This window comes from Amycolatopsis azurea DSM 43854 (assembly GCF_001995215.1).
GTDB lineage: Bacteria > Actinomycetota > Actinomycetes > Mycobacteriales > Pseudonocardiaceae > Amycolatopsis > Amycolatopsis azurea.
In genome coordinates, this window is the sequence record NZ_MUXN01000014.1 from 89,004 (window position 1) to 106,163 (window position 17,160).

Here is a 17,160-nt window from a genome sequence, read left to right on the forward strand (position 1 = left end):
CCCTGCTCGGCGAACCACGCTACCTATTCCCCCAACGGGTGAGCCGGATGGATCCGGAAAGCACACCATCGCGTCAAACAGGTGAATGGGTCACGATGACACCGGTCACAGTGATGACCGCTGACGCACCGCAAGCACGGGGAGGCTCCATGTCGGCCGAGTTCGAACAGCTCGTCGCGGAATTCGAGAAATTCCAGTCCAAGATCAAACAGGCCGAGACGCAGTTCGCGAAGGTCGGCGAAATGCAGGGCGAACTGGCGGAACTGGAGTCGGTGGCGGCGTCGCCGGACCGCTCGGTCACCGTCGTCGCGGGGCCGGGAGGCTCCGTGAAGGACATCCGCCTGTCCCCGGAAGCCCTTCGGCAGCAACCACAACAGCTCGCCGCCGCCATTCTGTCCACTTTGCACACCGCGGTGGCCGACGCGGCGCGGAAGCAGGCGGGGATCGTCGACGCGCAGTTCGGCGGGGTCTTCCACACGAACGTCGAAGAACAGGTTCTCGAAGCCCAAGCGGAAGCATTGGGAACCACGAAGGACGAACTGCGGTCTCAGATGTCGGAGGAGCCGCCGCAGGACACCACCCGCGCCGACCGTCGCCCTCGCAACGAGGACGACTTCAGCGAGGAAACGGTGCTCCGGCGGTCGGACGAGCCGACTCCCGGGCAGTCGCCTTCGGGCGGGAACTCGGCCGGTGACCAGTTCCTCAAGAACCTGTTCGACGAGGAGGACCACTGATGACCGGACCAGGCGCCGGCGGGCACGCGGTCAAGACGCAGGCCTTGACCGACTACGCGCACAAGCTCGGCTACTACAAGGACGAGGCGGGCAAGTTCGGCGGCCTCGTCGACCAGGCCGACGTCACGGACAAGTCGTGGGGCCTGATCGGGCTCGCGGTGAAGCAGACCTACACCGGCAAGCTCGCCGACCTGCGCGAACTGCTCGAACTGATGAAGACCGGGGTGGACTCGTTCTCCGGGAAGATGACTCAGGCGGCGTCGATCTACAACGGCTTCGAAAACGACGCGACGATCACCCTGGGGAAGTACGAAGCCAAGATCGACGGACCGAAGTGAGCTGGGGGACGGCATGACCGACGAGAAGGCGAGCATCGCCGGTGGCGTGAAGATCACCGGCGACGACAGCTTCGGCAAGAACGCGGTCGACGCGGCGAAGAAGGTGCCGATCGCGGGCAAGGGCGTCGCCACCGTCACCACCGCCTACGAGAAGTTCAGCGCCGCGCAGGGCCCCGGCGACCTCGTGGCCGCCGGGGGGCAGCTGGTGCAGGACGGCGCCGGTTTCATCGCGGGGGCGGGCGCGGACCTCGCGAGCTTCGTGCTCGACCCGGTCGGCTGGCTGGTCAGCAACGGCCTGAACATCCTGATCGAGCTGATCCAGCCGTTGCAGGACGCGCTGCACTTCGTCACGGGTGACGGTCCGGCGCTCAAGACCGCGGCGGGCAACTTCGGCAACATCGCCAAGGGCTTCGTCACGCTGGCCGACGACTTCGTCAAGACCGGCGACGAGTCGCTGAAGGACTGGGTGGGCGACGCGGGCGACGCCGCCCGGAACGCCCTCGGCGACTTCGCCGTCGGCATCAAGGGCATCGGCAACAGCGCCGGCACGGTGGCCGAGACGCTGCAGATGTGGTCGATGGTGATGACCGTCATCGAAGAGGTCGTCAAATCGATCATCTCCGAACTGGTCACCTGGGCGATCTACATCTGGCTGCCCGCGCTGGCCGCGTCCGTCGTCAGCCTCGGCTCGACGGTGGCCGCCGCGATGACCGCGACGATCGCCAAGGCCGCGAGCGCGATGGGCAAGATCACCAAGCACCTCGGGAAGCTCGGCAAGCTGCTCGACAAGTTCATGGGCTTCATGCTCAAGTGGACCGATGACCTGGTCAAACAGGGTTCCAAGCTGACGAAGGCGGGCAAGGTCGGGCTGACCCCCGGTCAGGAGAAGTCGATCGTCGGCGCGTTCGCCAAGGACACCGGGACCCAGCTGGGGACGTTCGGCGACGCCGCGAAGGACGTCCTCAAGGGCGTGCCGAACCAGGCGATCAAGCAGGTGGTCGGGGTCAATCCCAGCGACCTGTCGAAGGGATCGGCGTACCAGGGCAAGGCGGCTTTCGACGCCGCGAACAAGGCCATCGACAACACCAAGAACATCACCACCGGGCAGGAGTACGGCCGCACCGGTGGTCGCCACAGCGAAGAGGAGACCCGCGAGAACCTCGACATGGACCAGTAGGGTCGCCCGATGGACGATCAGCTGGCCGGGCCTTGGCTCATCGCCGGTGGTTACACCGTGGCCTTGGCACTGTTGCTGCTCGGCGGGCGGTTCGACGGACGGCGGCCGACCGCGGCCGCCGTCAGTTACGCCCTCTGCGGGATCCTCGTCTCCGAGACGTCGCTGTACTGGCTCTCGGCGGGCTCCGGCAGTGCGGTGCCCGGCTGGCTGTGGTTCGCGTTCCCGCTGGTCATCGCGGCTCTGGCGGCATGGCGGGGGTATCGGCAGAAGACGTGGATCGGCAGGCTCGACGGGTCCGGTGAGCCTTCGTTCGGTGTGCTTCCCGTGCGTGGGATCGCCGTCACGGGGGCGTCCCCCGAGTCCGTGAACACGGCTGTCGAGTTCGGTCACAACGGGCATCGGCTGCTCGGGGTCGAGTACCGGCTCGGTGGTTCCCAGGGCTCCGACGGGTTCCCGGAGCTGGCCAGGACGGCTGACCTGATCGATGGGACGTACGCCCTGATCCAGCTGCGGACGCCGGTCGTGCCGTCGGTCGTCATCACTCCGGCCATCGGTGCTTTCGAACCGGAACGGTTCACGCCGCTGGAGGACGCCCGCATCACGCGGAACACCATCGGGGCACCGAAGCCGGACGCGTTGCTGCAACGGTTCGAGACCGGCACGGAGTTCGACCGCCGGTTCACCGTGAAGACGTCGGATCCGGAGTTCGCCGCGGCCCTGCTGACCCCGGACGTCCGTGGTCTGCTGGCGGGCGACCCGTGGTTCCGGGTCCGCGAGGTGGCTTTCCACGGTGGCTCACTGTGGGCAGCCGAATCCGGGACGCTGACCGAAGAGATGATGTTCGCCGACTCGCGCCGCCTGGCCATCCTGGCGTCCACAGTGGACTGGGAGGACGCCGATTTCCGTTCTGCCGCGAAGGCTTCGGACACCAGCGACGCCGGATGGCTCGGTGGACGGCGGGGGCCGCTCGCCGGGCTCCGCGTCCCGCTCAACGCGCGCCGGGAAGCGACAGGCCGTCAGCCGCTGTCTTCGCTGTCCCTGGTGGCGCGGACCGTCGTCGCGCTCGCGCTGGTGCTGCCCGGGCTGGCACTGGCGGTGAACTCGCTGACCGCGTTGACCGGGCTCGCGCCCGAAGCGCGGCTCACCGTGACGGCGACGTTGCGGGCAGAGGCGGGCACGTCGAACTGCACCAGTTGCGGCAACGGCAACCTGGTGGACGGCACATACGAACTCGACGGCGAGACGCACGAGGTCAAGGACCTGCGGTGGCTGTCGTTCGGGAACTTCCCGGAGCGGGGTGACGTCGTCGACATCTCCGTGACGCCGCTGTGGGGGCATCCGCTGATCGAGGGCAAGGACACGGGCGTCATCCTGCTGCTGATCGGCCTGGCCCCCGTCCTCGCCGGCGTCTTCCTCGCGAAGGCGACCTACCGCCCGCGACCGCGTCGCGTTTAGCCCGCTAAACGCGATCCGGGAGTTCCAGGGACTTCGCGAAGTAGTGATGGGCGAAGGGGTCGTCGTTGAAGGGCTCGACGGTCTCGTAGCCGAGACGCGCGTACAGGGCCCTCGCCTCGACGAGGTCGTCGCGGGTGTCGAGGCGGATCAGCGTGGCCCCGAGGTCGCGGGCGACGTCCTCGGCGGCGGCCACGAGCAGCGCCGCGCCGCCCTTGCCTCGCTCTTCCTTCCGGAGGAAGACGCGGGTGAGCTCGGTGATGTCGGGGGCGGCGACCCGGAGCCCGGCGCATCCGGCGAGCACCCCGTCGCGCCAGGCGAGGAGGAAGGCGCCGGTCGGCGGGGTCAGGTCCCGGCTGTGGTGCTCGTCGAGCGCGGCGTCGAGTTCCTCTTCGGTGATCTGGCGCTCGTAGAAGCGGGACGCGATCTCGTCCAGGTACTCCCGCAGCAGCTGGGCGGCGTCCGGGTGATCGACGGGGGTGACTTCGAAGCTCCAGGTCATGGCCCCATTCTGCCCACCCGCGCCACCGGTTTTCCCCGACCACCGGATCGCGATTAGGGGGCTAAACGCAGGTCCGCCGCCCGGATCGCGATTAGCCCGCGAAAGTCGACTCGGGGCCCCGGAGCGCGTTTAGCCCGCTAAACGCGACGCCCCGGTCAGGAGGGCCCCAGATCGCGATTAGGGGGCTAAACGCAAGTCCGGGGTCAGGAGGGGGCGAGGCGGCCGGCGCAGGTCGCGACCTCGCCGGGGGTGGACTTCTCGGACGTGACGACGGTGCCGCCCACGGTCACCCGGCATTCGACGGCGCCCTCGCCCTGCCCCATCACTTGGACGGTCGGCGGGGTGCCGGTGTTCTTCCACGTGAGCTCCTTGCGCCACGGCAGCGTCACCTGGAGCTCCTGATGCACGAGCCCCAGCCCGTTCGAGTCGTAGACCACCGTCGCGGTCCCCGTCCCGACCAGCTCGTAGGCGATCTGCCAGTCGTTCGACACCGGCGGCGGCTGCGCCTGGCTCAGCGTCCGTGTGATCGTGCGATCCGGCCCGCGCGACGGCGCGGCCTCGGTCGGCTCGCCGACGACGGCCACGCCCTCCGCCTGCGGTTCCTCACCGCCGTTGAGCAGCACCACACAGGTCGCGAGCGCGGCCACCACGATCCCCGCGATGGCGATGCGCCCGATCAGTTGTCTGTCGGCCATCGGTTCTCCTCACCGGAAGCGCCGGAAGCAGCGGCGCGACACCGGGACCAAGCCGGTGTCGCGCCACCACGGGGATCAGGACGGCAGCAGCTTGCCGGGGACGCCGTTGAGCGACTGGATGAGACCGAGCACCGGCACGCCGAGCGGCGCGAACGTCCAGATGTTGTTGAGGTCGCTCGTGTCGGGTTCGTCGACGACCACGACATCGTTCGGGGCGGCTTCCGCGGCGAGCGCCGGGGCGGCCGAGCCGAGTACGACGAGACCGGCGAGCGCCGCGCCGGTGACCGCGCGGACGAAGGTCTTCTTCATGGGATTCTCCTTTGCTGGTAACGGTTTTACGAAATGGGCGTGATGATCCCGTAGATCGGGGCCAGGAGGTCGGTGGGCACGGGGACGGTGGGGCCGAGCAGGCTGCCGAGGTCGACGCCCGGGATCAGCCAGACCGCGGGGTTGCCGCCGCCGGTGGGCAGACCCGGCAGCGGGTCGGCCGAGGCGACGCCGCCGGCGAGTCCGGACAGCGCGCCCGCGACGGCGAGCGGCAGCAGCACACGGGCCGCGATTCGTTTCATCTCTTCTCCCTTTTCTTTCGTTGAACTCGAGCCTTACCGCTGCTGGAATCGAGCGGAATCCTTCACCGCAGTACCGAGCTGACCGGCACGATCGTGCCGTCGGGGATCCATTGCCCCGCGTAGTTCCGGTCCGCGATCATCCCGACGGCGTGCGGTTCGCCCGGGTACATCGGCATGGCGTTGACCTGGGCCGCCGCGAAGATCTGCACGTCGCCGTTCATCGACCGCCACTGGTCACCCAGCCAGTTCCGGAACCCGCCGAGAGTGGGGCTTTCGCCGCCGAAGGCGTTGCCCGCGGCGACCGCGTAACTCACCGCGACCTGTTCGCGCGGGTCGAACCGCAGAGGTACCGAGGAACTGGCGACGGAGTTGACGATCGGCCCGTTGAGCAGCCAAGGCGCCAGGTACAGGCCGTACTGGTGGGTCGGCTTGAGCCGCTGGGACTCGGCCGCGCGGGTCATCGCCGTGTAGCCGCCCGCCCAACCGGACACCACGACCAGGGCGGTGTTCGGGCCCGCCTCGGCCTGCACCGGGAGCCCGGAGCGTGCGGCGGTCTCCCGGACGAGCTTCGCGGCCGCGACACTGCGCGGCGAATCGTCCTCGACGAGGGTCAGCGCGGAAGGCTTGCGCCCGGCGAGGAACTCGACGAGTTTGACGAGAGAACCGCTGTCCTCACCCGAAAGCGCGTCGGCGGGGCAGGAAGTGAGGACTTGGCGGCGGTCGGCGATCAGGCCGCCCAACGCGGCCGAAGCGCATTCGGGCGCGTCCGTGTCCGCGATGGCGAGCCCCTGCTCGTCGCCCGCGTCGACCTCGATCGTCGTTTTCTCCTCGCCGCGGCTGATGATCAGGTCGCTGCGCCCCTCCGGCAGGTCGACCTCGGCCCAGGTGCCTTCGGCCCCGGGCCGCACGATGGCCTTGCCGATCAGGCCGCCTTCGATCCCGGCGGAAAGTTCGTCGCCCGCGCTCGCCGGAAAATGGACGAGGTTCTTACCGGGCCGCTGCGGACTCACCAGCACCGGGAACCGCTGGTCACCGATGGCGGCGTCAGCGAGGAGGGCGACGCCGGGCGTCGGCGGTTCGGGCGGTTTGGGAATGGCCGCGAGTGCGCTCCAAGCGACGAAACCGACGGTCACGGCCGCCGCGCCCAGCCGGTACGCGCGCGTGGAATCCTTGCCGGAGAAGGAGAATCCAGCGACAACCGTGGCGACGATCGGCAGCAAGGCGATCACCAGCAACGTGACACCGAAGAGCGTGCCGTAGATCCTGCGGTCGAAACCGAGGCCGGAGGAGAACAGCTGGACCGTGCCCGCGACGACCAGAAGTCCGCCCAGGGTCAGGGAAAGCGGGCCGAGCCGGAAGTTCGTCTGACGCCACTGCTCGGCGGGTACCCAGACGGAAAGAACGGTGACGCCGAACCACAAAGCCGCGGCCGCGACGTAGACGGTGTCGATGGCGAACTCGACACCCGTCCGCCCGAGCGAGGTTTCGAGCACCACGAGAGCGGCGAGTGCCAGGGACGCCCAGCGACCGGCGGACGGCCAGCGGATCAGGACGGGAATGGCCAGCGCGAGCACGAGATGAACGATCAGCGCGATGACGTTGACGTCGGTAGCGAAGGCGGAAATCGCGGCGAGCGCGGCGGAAACCCCGCCGAGGACGGCGATGGTGACATGCGGGCGCCGAGGCAGTTCGCCCACCAGCGGGCGAAGGATTCCCGTACCGGCAAGGAAAGCGGTCGCCAGCAGGAGTCCGAGCCGAAGCAGGACCAGTGCGATGTCGACGCCGGCCGAACCCGAGCTCGCCGGTATGACGTGGTGATCCATGGGGACCTTCTCCGAGTAGGTCGGCGGGGCCGTGGGTGGCGGAGTGTGCCCGCCACCCACGGCCTTCCGCGCCGAGCAGGATTACTTGAGGTCCGCGTCAGCCACGACGAACAGTTCGGAGTGCGGCTTGGCGTTGCCGAAGGACCCGTGCGGCCAGGTCTTCCGGTTGAAGTTGATCCCGACCTGTCCGGTGAACTCGTCCCGGAAGTTCTGGTCGACCGCGAGCTTCCCGTCCTCGCCCAGGTTCAGCAGGTTGACCTTGTGGTCACCGTCCAAACCGGACCGTGCGACGAAGTAGTTCGACACCGCGAGGTGTTGCGGCTTGTCGGTTTCGCGGTAGTAGCCGTCACTGTCGAGCACGAAGTTGTCGTAAGCGCCCCAGTGCGGTCCGCCGCCGGATGTACCAGGGTTGATCGGCGCCGCGCCGACGACGGTCGGCAGGTCGCCGCCACCGCCCTGCTGGGACTTTTCCTTCGTGTCGATCCGGCCTTGGATGTCCTCGACCTTGTCGCCCGCGGCGAGCAGTTTCTGGATGTCGAGGACGTACACGCCACCGGTGGTGCCGGGGTCGTCCGGGCCGAGCGCGCCCTTGGACCGTCCGGTGATCGCGCGGTAGAGGTACTTGTCGTCGGGGCTGGTCTGGATCCAGCCGCCGTTCGAACCACCACCGTTGGAGTCGTTGTTCGGGTGAATCGCCTTGTTCGCGGCGCCGTCGTCGAACACCTGGATCCAGTGCGGTTCCTTGGCGGTGATGTCCGGTGTGTAGAACACCGCGCCGCCCTGCATGGTCTGGGCGAACGCGCCCTTGTGGCCGGGCAGGTTGGTCACCGTGGTCTCCATGACCGCGCGGCTTTCGGCGTGCAGCGGGTCCGCGGGATCGGCGCGCGGGCCGTCCGGCAGGTACGAAACCGCCTTGAGCTTCGGCTTGTTGCGGTCGGAGATGTCCCACGTGCGGACGGTCGGCCGCCGCAGATACGGCGACGGCTGCTTCACCGGATCGAGAATGATGTTGCGCGGCTCGGCGTAATCGCTGGTGACCAGGGTGTTGAGGTCCTCACGCGCCTGGATGCCGTGCGGGTTGGCGCAAGTCGGCTTGTCCAGTTGCGGGAGGTTGTCGCACAGCTTCTTGTTGTCGCCCTGCGGCGTGGCCGCCGGGGACTCGGAAAGCACCTGCGCGTTCTGGTCGAAGCGGACGACCTCGCCGGGGCTGCCGGCGAAACCGTTGCCCACCACGGTGGAACCGTTGGCGTAGGTGTGCGGGCCGGGCACGACCGGGCCGCCCATGTACGTGCCGTACGCGGTGCCGTCCTTGAGCACCCAGTAGGCGTCCGGCACGGAACCGCCGAGGGTCTGGGTCGGCAGGCTGACGCCCTTGAGCTTCAGTTGCGGCAACGCGGAAACGTCGAAGGCGTACGTCGCGGCGGCGAACAGCGCGCCGGCGTAGATCGTGTCGCCCTTGTGCCACACGTACTGCATGTGGTGCGGCTCGTTCTCGACGAGCGGTCCGACGGTGGCGGTGTTGACGACCTTGCCGTAGGTCGGCGAACCCTGCGTCGCGTCGATCACGGCGAGGAAGTCCGGACCGGGCAACGCGTTCTTGATCTTGTTCAGGCCGCCGCCGAGCGAACCCGGCAGGTTCTTGACGTCCTTGACCAGGGTGTCGGCGATGTTCTCGTCACCGGCCCAGACCAGCAGCCACTTCTTGCGCTTGCCGTCGGCGCTCCGGGACGCCGCGACGTCCTTGGACACCAGATGGTTCTGGACCCAGTACTCCTTGCCGTCGGCCGCCTTCTTCGCGTCCTTGACGACCTGGACGTCGGCGTAGGCACTCGTCGCGGAACCGGTATAGGTCACCGTGCCCACGGCGAGCGCCACCGCCATGGCACCTATCGCCACTTTTCGCCACTTGGGCGAGTTGGATAGCATTCTTTCTCCCTGTTTTCGCTACCGAAGCGCCAGACAATCGGCACACCTCTCCCCTGATTCGCGCAGGCATCACCGCGCCTTTGAAGGGGAAAGCAATCAGCCGCCGATTCACCCAGGGAACCGTTGCGGCACAGCGGAAAGTGTCAGCGCACGAAGAACCGGCGCATCCGTTTCGGACGCGCTGATCCAGCGAAACGCGACGAGCCTGTAATAGTCAGGAATCCATACACAGCGCGCTTGCTTGCTGCCGCAAGTCAACGTGCCGGCGCCACACCAAGGCGACTGGGGATTGCATGGGCGAAATACTCGTGTGAACCCGCCGGAGTGTCAATCTCGTGATCAAAGAATGAGACTCGTCACGACAGAGTGAATTTCCCACGATGCGGATGGACCATTGGACCGAACGGGTGGCGATTTTCCGAGTACTGGGAATTAGGCCACCTGGCGGCACTACCGCACGTCACAACGGACCAGTAACCTGCGTCCGGCGCCTGTGACGGCGTTATAATTTCGTTACTCGATCCCGGGAACTCTGGTGCCGCCCCGACAGATCGCGCTGCACCTCCTGACCCGGCAACGACCGCTGCGGCAGGCCTACCCGCCCGCCGGGGACCGCGTTCCCGCTCCCCCTCTATACCCCTCTCCCCCTGCGCCTGACCTGCGCTTCCCCGCCCCGGATCGCGTTTAGGGGGCTAAACGCAAGTCGGCGCCGGATCGCGATTAGGGGGCTAAACGCAGGTCGGCGGCGGGTCAGGCGGGGCCGCAGAGGGCCTGGTGCTTGAGGGTCGCGAGGGCGTCGTCGATGGGGTGCGGGGCGCCTTCGGCGTCCGGCTTGCGCCAGCGCACGAGGTTCATCGCGGCGGAGAACTGACGTCCGCCGTCGGCGCTGATCCAGGACATCGTCAACGCTCCCCACACCGTGCCGTCGTGTCCCCAGAAGGTGCCGTGGCCCGGGATCTCGGTCTTGTACAGGCCGAGCCCGTAGTCGATCGTCCGCCCGTCCTGCGCGATGACCGGGACCAGGCGCTGCATCTCCGCCAGCGACGACGGCTTGACGATCTCCCCGTCGAGGAGCTTGCGGTAGAAGCGGTTGAGGTCCGCGACGGTCGAGATCAGGCCGGCACCGGTCATCACCCACGACATGTTGTAGACGCTGTAGTCGCGCGGCGGATCGATCGCGCCGAACAGCGCTTCGTACATCCGCGGATGCGGCCCCACGATGGGCGGGCCGGCGGGAAAGCCGGTGCTCGCGAGGCCCGCGGGGTCGATGACGGCCCGGGAGATGTGTTCCTCCGCCGGGGTGCCGGTCAGATGTTCCAGGAGTTCGCCCAGGAGGAGGTAGTTCGTATTGGAGTAGATCCCGGGAGTGCTTCCCGGCTCGCCGGTGGCGGGCGCGCCGACGCCCATCGCGATCAGCTCGACCGGGCGGAACCGGCGGAATCGGTTGTCGTCGAGGCTCCCGGGGGCGAGCTCCTTGAGTGACGGGAAAGCGTAGGGCAGGTACTCGGCGAGGCCGCTGGTGTGGTTGAGCAGCATGCGGACCGTGATCGTCCTGCCTCGTTCGCCGGGGACCAGCTGCGGCAGGTAGTCGCCGATCGGCGCATCGAGCCCGAGCCGGCCTTCCTCGACCTGGCGCAGAACCGCGGCCGAGACGGAGGTCTTGGTGATGCTGCCGACGCGCTGCCGCATCCCGGCCTCGACAGGGCGGCCGGTTTCGAGGTCGGCGACTCCGGCGGCGCCGCGCCAGATCCGCTCGCCCGCGCGGATCTCGGCGAACACACCCGGCACGCCTGCCAGATGGACACCGTCCAAGGCGGACTTCAGGTTCTTCGCGGCCGTGTTCTCTTCTGTCACAAGGGGTTCCATATCGACCATCCTTTCGGCCGACAGCCCCCGGATCGCCCGCCATCCGTCGCGCATCCAGGCGGATACCGCACCGTTCGTCGGCCTCCCTCACCCCTGTGTCCGGATCGCGATTAGGGGGCTAAACGCAGGTCGGGGCGGGCCGGGCGGAGGGCGTGAGAGAGCCCCCGGTCTGGGCGGGTCCGGGGGCGTCTCGGGAGCGGTGTTAGTCGGCGGGTTGGCGACGGCGGCGGGTGCCGAAGAGCAGGACCGCGCCGAGGCCCAGCGCGGCGAGGGCGAGGGCGCCGAGACCGAGTACGTCGGCGCCGGTGCTGGCCAGACCAGAGCCACCCTGGCCGCCGCCGGACTCCTGCTGTCCGGGTGCCGGCGTGGTGGTTCCGGACGCGTCACAGCCGGGACGCCGGGTCGGCATGGTGAGCGGCGGTTCCTGGCCCTCTTCGGCAACGAACCGTAGTTCATGAAGATTGTCCGCCGGGCCGATGGCGTAGACCATGATCGGGTTCTCGTCCTTCATCCGCCATCCTTGCGGCGGTGCGAAGAACAGGCGGTACTTCGGCCCCGTCACGATGTTGTCGATCTTGAAGCGTCCCTCGGCGCCGGTCGTCGTTTCGACGACGGTCGGACAGTCACCGTCGGAGGTGAGCACGAGCTTGACTCCGGCGAGCCCCACGTCCGGCACGCCCGGATCAGCGCTCCGGATCACCCGTCCGGCGAGAGTGGCCATCCCACCCGGCACCTCGGCCATGTCCATCGCGACCGGGCTGTCTTCGAAACCGACGTCGTTATAGCCGAAGTCACAGACGACGGAGACGCGGCCATAGTTCAGTGTGGCGTCCGGGATTGTCTTGGTCACGTCGAAAAAGCGAGTCTGGCCGGGAAGGATCGTCGCCCCGTTCCCGAGTCTGGAGAGTTCGCCCCAACCGGGACCGCCGCTCGTCAGCTCGAAGTCGTTTCCGATGCGGTTGCACCCGGCCACGATGCCGACGAGCGGAAGCGTGCCCGTGTTCGACAGCTTCACGGTGAGATGGGCGAGCTCGCCGGGCTTGTAGACATCCTTGGTGAAGGAAATCGAGGCCTTGAGTTCGCCGTTCAACGGCCGCACACCGCGGATGGACAGGTCCTCGGTGTTCTCGCTGACCTGGATGATCCGTAACGGGAACAACCAACCCTTGATCGCGTCGCTGCTGAGGAAGTACTCGGCAGGCGGGACGTCGCCGAAATCGATCTCCCCGCCGGGACCGCTCGTGGCCTGGTACCCCTTGTAGCTGACGGTATGCCGCAAGGTGAGCGGGATACCGGCGAGCTGCTCGCCGTCGTCGAGCTTGCCATCGCTGTTCTTGTCGCCGAACACGACACCAGTCGCCCGCCCGACGTTCTTGGTGACGGCGACCTCGGCATCGAAGAACCCGACGCCGAACCCGCTCGTGTCGTAAAGGACGCCGCGAACGACGGCCTTACCCAGGTCGAGATCACGGACCTGCCCGGTGACAGCCAAGTCGATGCTCTTTCCCGGCGCGAGGTCCAGTCCCGGCGCACGCTTCAGGTCTCCCCAGCCCGGTTCATAGGGGATCGACAGTGCTCCCGGCTCGGTGAGGAACTGGGAGATGATGAGACCAGCCGCGGGGATCTTGCCGACATTTGTCAGCTTGAAGGTGAACCGAACGTCTTCGTCGGTCCTGTAGGTCGATTTTTCGAAGACGACGGACGCCTCGACCTTCGGCCGCTCGGCCCGCGGCTTCGGCGCGTCGGGCGGAGGGCTCTCGACGGGCGGCGCGCTGGGCGTCGGCGCCGGAGAGCTGAGCGTCGGCGCCGGAGAGCTGCTCGTCGTTTCCGAAGTCGCCGGTGCTGTGGACGTGGGCGCCGGCGGCTCCGCCGTGGCAGGCGTGACGAATACGCCGGTCAGTGCCGCCAAAGCGGCCAAGTAGACGACCCCAGCACGCGCGATCGATCTCGCGCCAGGTCTCTTGCTCACGCAGAGTCTCCCCAGATAACCCAATGGAATGCGCACAGCCCCCGAACCGCGTGGAACCCGTTCAATTTAGCGAGCGCCGAGGAGGATGCGTACGTGTTTCGGGTGAAGGGGGTTCGAATTGGAACATTCCCGGAAACGGGAAAGGCCCCCGCCTGATCGGCGGGGGCCTTTCTCGTCGTTATCGCTTCGGTCAGCGGAAGTCGCGGCCGAAGTCGTAGTCGTCCAGCGGCACCGCGGCGCCCGGCGTGGAGCCGAACACATCCGGGGTGTAGTAGCCGTCGTCGTAGGACGGGATCGCGTAAGCGGCGACCCGCGCCTCCTCGGTCGGCTGCACCTGGATGTTGCGGTACTTGTTGATCCCGGTACCGGCCGGGATCAGCTTACCGATGATCACGTTCTCCTTGAGGCCCACGAGCTTGTCCGAGCGGCCGTTGATGGCCGCGTCGGTCAGGACACGCGTGGTCTCCTGGAACGAGGCCGCCGACAGCCACGAGTCCGTGGTCAGCGAGGCCTTCGTGATCCCCATCAGCACCGGGCGACCCGAGGCGGGCTCGCCACCCTCGGCGACCGACGCCCGGTTCTTCGCCTCGAACTTGGTCCGCTCGGGCAGCTCGCCCGGGAGGAAGTCCGTGGCACCGGAGTCGATGATCGTCACGCGGCGCAGCATCTGCCGCACGATGACCTCGATGTGCTTGTCGTGGATCGACACACCCTGCGCCCGGTACACCTTCTGGACCTCGTCCACCAGGTGCATCTGCGCCTCGCGCGGCCCCATGACCCGCAGGACCTCGTGCGGGTCCGGCGTGCCTTCGAGCAGCTGCTGACCGACGGCGACACGGTCACCGTCACCCAGCGGGCCGTTCGGGGTGTTCGCGAGCCGCTGACGCTTGGACAGCTTGTCGAAGACGATCTCTTCGCTGCCGTCGTCCGGGATCAGCGTGATCTTCCAGAACCGCTCGCTCTCCTCGATGCGCACACGGCCATCGACGTCGGCGATCGGCGCCTTGCCCTTCGGGACCCGGGCCTCGAACAGCTCCTGGACACGGGGCAGACCGGTCGTGATGTCGTCACCGGCGACACCACCCTGGTGGAACGTACGCATCGTCAGCTGCGTACCCGGCTCACCGATCGACTGGGCCGCGACGATACCCACGGCCTCGCCGACGTCGACGAGCTGACCGGTCGCCATGGACCGGCCGTAGCAGGTGGCACAGATACCGACGGCCGACTCACAGGTGAGGACCGAACGGACCTTGACCTTGGAGATCCCGCTCGAGATGAGCTTGTCCAGGGCCGGGTCGCCGATGTCGTCGCCGGCGTTGAGCACGACGTTGCCCTTGGCGTCGACCGCGTCGGTCGCCAGGTTCCGCGCGTACACCGCCGTCTCGACGTGCTGGTCGCGCAGGACCTTGCCGTCACCGATGTCCTCACCGATCGGCATGTTGATGCCGCGGGTGGTGCCACAGTCGATCTCGCGGACGATGACGTCCTGCGAGACGTCCACCAGACGACGGGTCAGGTAACCCGAGTCGGCGGTACGGAGAGCCGTGTCCGCCAGACCCTTACGGGCACCGTGCGTCGCGATGAAGTACTCCGCCACCGACAGGCCTTCACGGAAGTTGGCCTTGATCGGACGCGGGATGTACTCACCCTTCGGGTTCGACACCAGACCACGCATACCGGCCAGCGACCGGACCTGCGTCATGTTGCCCGCCGCGCCCGACTTCACGATCATCGCGATCGGGTTGTCGTCCGGCAGCGCCGTCTCCATGATCTTGTGGACCTCTTCGGTGGCCTGCGTCCACACCTTGACGAGCTCGTTGTTGCGCTCGGTGTGCGACAGCTGGCCACGCTGGTACCGCTTCTCGACCTGGTCGGCCTTGCCTTCGTACTCGTCCAGAATGGCCTTCTTGCCTGCCGGGACGAGCACGTCGGAGATCGCCACGGTGACACCCGAGCGGGTCGCCCAGTAGAAACCGGCGTCCTTCAGGCGGTCCAGGGTCTGCGCGACCTGGGTCATCGAGTAGCGCTCGGCGAGGTCGTTCACGATCAGGGCCTGACGCTTCTTCGGCATCGGCTCGTTGATGAACGGGTAGTCCGCCGGGAGCAGCTCGTTGAACAGCACGCGGCCCAGGGTGGTCTCGGCCAGCCAAGCCTTGCCCGGCTCCCAGCCCTTCTCCGCGAGCGCCGCTTCGTCGGCCTTGGCGGGCTGACGGTCGGTGATGCGGATCTTGATCGGGGCGTGCAGGCTCAGCGCCTTGCGGTCGAACGCCATGATCGCCTCGGCCGGCGAGGAGTAGGCGAAGCCCGCTCCGTCGGCCTTCTCGTTCAGGCGGGTCAGGTGGAACAGACCGGTCACCATGTCCAGACGCGGCATGGCGAGCGGGCGGCCCGACGCCGGCGAAAGGATGTTGTTCGCCGACAGCATCAGGATGCGGGCCTCGGCCTGCGCCTCCGCGGACAGCGGGAGGTGCACGGCCATCTGGTCACCGTCGAAGTCCGCGTTGAACGCTTCACAGACCAGCGGGTGCAGCTGGATGGCCTTGCCTTCGACCAGCTGCGGCTCGAAGGCCTGGATACCGAGGCGGTGCAGGGTCGGCGCACGGTTCAGCATCACCGGGTGGCCGGTGATGACCTCTTCGAGCACGTCCCACACCTGCGGCCGCGAGCGCTCCACCATCCGCTTGGCGGACTTGATGTTCTGCGCGTGGTTCAGGTCGACCAGCCGCTTCATGACGAACGGCTTGAACAGCTCGAGCGCCATGTCCTTCGGCAGACCGCACTGGTGCAGCTTCAGCTGCGGGCCGACGATGATGACCGAACGGCCGGAGTAGTCGACACGCTTGCCGAGCAGGTTCTGACGGAACCGGCCCTGCTTGCCCTTGAGCAGGTCGGACAGCGACTTCAGCGGGCGGTTACCGGGACCGGTGACCGGGCGACCGCGGCGGCCGTTGTCGAACAGCGCGTCGACGGCCTCCTGCAGCATCCGCTTCTCGTTGTTGACGATGATCTCGGGCGCGCCGAGGTCGATCAGCCGCTTCAACCGGTTGTTCCGGTTGATGACCCGGCGGTAGAGGTCGTTCAGGTCGGAGGTGGCGAACCGGCCACCGTCGAGCTGGACCATCGGGCGCAGGTCCGGCGGGATCACCGGGACGGCGTCGAGCACCATGCCGCGCGGGTCGTTGCCGGTGGCCTGGAAGGCCGCGACGACCTTGAGCCGCTTCAGCGCGCGGAGCTTCTTCTGCCCCTTGCCGTTGCGGATGGTGTCGCGCAGGTTGTCGGCCTCGGCCGCGACGTCGAACTCGGTGGCCAGCTTCTGGATGGCCTCCGCGCCCATGCCGCCGGTGAAGTACTCGCCGTACCGGTCGATGAGCTCGCGGTAGAGCAGCTCGTCGGCGATCAGCTGACGGACGTCGAGCTTGGTGAAGGTCGTCCAGACCTCCTCGAGACGGTCCAGCTCGCGACCGGCGCGGTCACGCAGCTGACGCATCTCGCGCTCGCCGCCTTCCTTGACCTTGCGGCGGACGTCGGACTTGGCGCCCTCCGCCTCCAGCTCGGCCAGGTCGGCTTCCAGCTTCTGCGCCCGTGCCTCGATGTCCGCGTCACGCTTGGTCTCGAGGTTCTTGCGCTCGACGCCGATCTCGTTCTCGAGGGTCGGCAGGTCGTTGTGCCGCAGCTCGGTGTTCACACCGGTGATCACGTAGGCCGCGAAGTAGATGATCTTCTCGAGGTCCTTCGGCGCCAGGTCGAGCAGGTAGCCCAGGCGGGAGGGAACACCCTTGAAGTACCAGATGTGGGTGACAGGAGCGGCCAGCTCGATGTGGCCCATCCGCTCACGGCGCACCTTGGCGCGGGTGACCTCGACGCCACAGCGCTCGCAGATGATGCCCTTGAAGCGGACCCGCTTGTACTTACCGCAGTAGCACTCCCAGTCCCGGGTCGGGCCGAAGATCTTCTCGCAGAAGAGGCCGTCCTTCTCGGGCTTGAGCGTCCGGTAGTTGATGGTCTCCGGCTTCTTCACCTCGCCGAAGGACCACTGACGGATGTCGTCGGCGGTGGCGAGGCCGATGCGGAGCTCATCGAAGAAGTTGACGTCCAGCACGTCTTTA

The 17,160-nt window shown here is 67.6% G+C and carries 13 protein-coding genes; 4 read left to right on the top strand and 9 right to left on the bottom strand.

Annotated features, from left to right (window positions below; genetic code table 11):
• Positions 1 to 149: 149 nt before the first annotated feature.
• From B0293_RS19045 to B0293_RS19060, 4 genes are read left to right on the top strand one after another with little or no spacing between them, the layout of a single operon-like run.
• Positions 150 to 734: a YbaB/EbfC family nucleoid-associated protein gene (locus B0293_RS19045; RefSeq protein WP_005166764.1), complete on the top strand. Its 585-nt coding sequence runs from the start codon at positions 150 to 152 to the stop codon at positions 732 to 734.
• Positions 734 to 1,072, top strand: a complete 339-nt coding sequence (locus B0293_RS19050) for a hypothetical protein (protein ID WP_005166763.1) — start codon at positions 734 to 736, stop codon at positions 1,070 to 1,072. Before B0293_RS19045 ends, B0293_RS19050 begins: the two co-directional genes overlap by 1 nt.
• A gap of 13 nt (positions 1,073 to 1,085) precedes the next feature.
• Complete coding sequence (locus tag B0293_RS19055; RefSeq protein WP_005166761.1) at positions 1,086 to 2,249, top strand: hypothetical protein; 1,164 nt, start codon at positions 1,086 to 1,088, stop codon at positions 2,247 to 2,249.
• Positions 2,250 to 2,258: 9 nt separating this feature from the next.
• Positions 2,259 to 3,704 (top strand): hypothetical protein, encoded by a 1,446-nt coding sequence (locus B0293_RS19060; protein ID WP_005166759.1) that lies wholly within the window; start codon positions 2,259 to 2,261, stop codon positions 3,702 to 3,704.
• Positions 3,705 to 3,708: 4 nt separating this feature from the next.
• Here the strand turns inward: B0293_RS19060 and B0293_RS19065 are convergent, their stop codons facing one another.
• The 9 genes from B0293_RS19065 to B0293_RS19105 form a co-directional block, all read right to left on the bottom strand.
• Positions 3,709 to 4,203 carry a GNAT family N-acetyltransferase gene (locus tag B0293_RS19065; RefSeq protein WP_005166757.1) on the bottom strand — a complete coding sequence of 165 codons (495 nt, stop codon included), beginning with the start codon at positions 4,201 to 4,203 and terminating at the stop codon, positions 3,709 to 3,711.
• A 203-nt stretch (positions 4,204 to 4,406) separates the two neighbouring features.
• Complete coding sequence (locus tag B0293_RS19070) at positions 4,407 to 4,898, bottom strand: MmpS family transport accessory protein (RefSeq protein WP_005166756.1); 492 nt, start codon at positions 4,896 to 4,898, stop codon at positions 4,407 to 4,409.
• A 75-nt stretch (positions 4,899 to 4,973) separates the two neighbouring features.
• On the bottom strand, positions 4,974 to 5,207 hold the full coding sequence (locus tag B0293_RS19075; protein WP_005166755.1) for a hypothetical protein: 234 nt from the start codon (positions 5,205 to 5,207) through the stop codon (positions 4,974 to 4,976).
• 26 nt (positions 5,208 to 5,233) lie between these two features.
• Entirely contained in the window at positions 5,234 to 5,467 is a 234-nt protein-coding gene (locus tag B0293_RS19080; protein WP_005166754.1) for a hypothetical protein, read from the bottom strand.
• Positions 5,468 to 5,529: 62 nt separating this feature from the next.
• On the bottom strand, positions 5,530 to 7,290 hold the full coding sequence (locus B0293_RS19085) for a hypothetical protein (RefSeq protein WP_039919703.1): 1,761 nt from the start codon (positions 7,288 to 7,290) through the stop codon (positions 5,530 to 5,532).
• Between the two features lie 81 nt (positions 7,291 to 7,371).
• Entirely contained in the window at positions 7,372 to 9,171 is a 1,800-nt protein-coding gene (locus B0293_RS19090) for a hypothetical protein (RefSeq protein WP_039919702.1), read from the bottom strand.
• Between the two features lie 795 nt (positions 9,172 to 9,966).
• Positions 9,967 to 11,070 (bottom strand): serine hydrolase domain-containing protein, encoded by a 1,104-nt coding sequence (locus B0293_RS19095; RefSeq protein ID WP_245192146.1) that lies wholly within the window; start codon positions 11,068 to 11,070, stop codon positions 9,967 to 9,969.
• A 214-nt stretch (positions 11,071 to 11,284) separates the two neighbouring features.
• A complete protein-coding gene (locus B0293_RS19100) occupies positions 11,285 to 13,051 on the bottom strand; it encodes a hypothetical protein (protein ID WP_005166750.1) in 1,767 nt (588 codons plus the stop codon).
• 190 nt (positions 13,052 to 13,241) lie between these two features.
• Entirely contained in the window at positions 13,242 to 17,153 is a 3,912-nt protein-coding gene (locus B0293_RS19105; protein ID WP_005166749.1) for a DNA-directed RNA polymerase subunit beta', read from the bottom strand.
• Positions 17,154 to 17,160: the final 7 nt, after the last annotated feature.

Bases quoted from the DNA above. Each gene is read 5' to 3' on its own strand.
- B0293_RS19045 (WP_005166764.1), top strand. From the start codon at position 150: ATGTCGGCCGAGTTCGAACAGCTCGTCGCGGAATTCGAGAAATTCCAG.
- B0293_RS19085 (WP_039919703.1), bottom strand. From the start codon at position 7,290: ATGGATCACCACGTCATACCGGCGAGCTCGGGTTCGGCCGGCGTCGAC.
- B0293_RS19080 (WP_005166754.1), bottom strand. From the start codon at position 5,467: ATGAAACGAATCGCGGCCCGTGTGCTGCTGCCGCTCGCCGTCGCGGGC.
- B0293_RS19050 (WP_005166763.1), top strand. From the start codon at position 734: ATGACCGGACCAGGCGCCGGCGGGCACGCGGTCAAGACGCAGGCCTTG.
- B0293_RS19060 (WP_005166759.1), top strand. From the start codon at position 2,259: ATGGACGATCAGCTGGCCGGGCCTTGGCTCATCGCCGGTGGTTACACC.
- B0293_RS19065 (WP_005166757.1), bottom strand. From the start codon at position 4,203: ATGACCTGGAGCTTCGAAGTCACCCCCGTCGATCACCCGGACGCCGCC.
- B0293_RS19090 (WP_039919702.1), bottom strand. From the start codon at position 9,171: ATGGCGGTGGCGCTCGCCGTGGGCACGGTGACCTATACCGGTTCCGCG.
- B0293_RS19075 (WP_005166755.1), bottom strand. From the start codon at position 5,207: ATGAAGAAGACCTTCGTCCGCGCGGTCACCGGCGCGGCGCTCGCCGGT.
- B0293_RS19055 (WP_005166761.1), top strand. From the start codon at position 1,086: ATGACCGACGAGAAGGCGAGCATCGCCGGTGGCGTGAAGATCACCGGC.
- B0293_RS19070 (WP_005166756.1), bottom strand. From the start codon at position 4,898: ATGGCCGACAGACAACTGATCGGGCGCATCGCCATCGCGGGGATCGTG.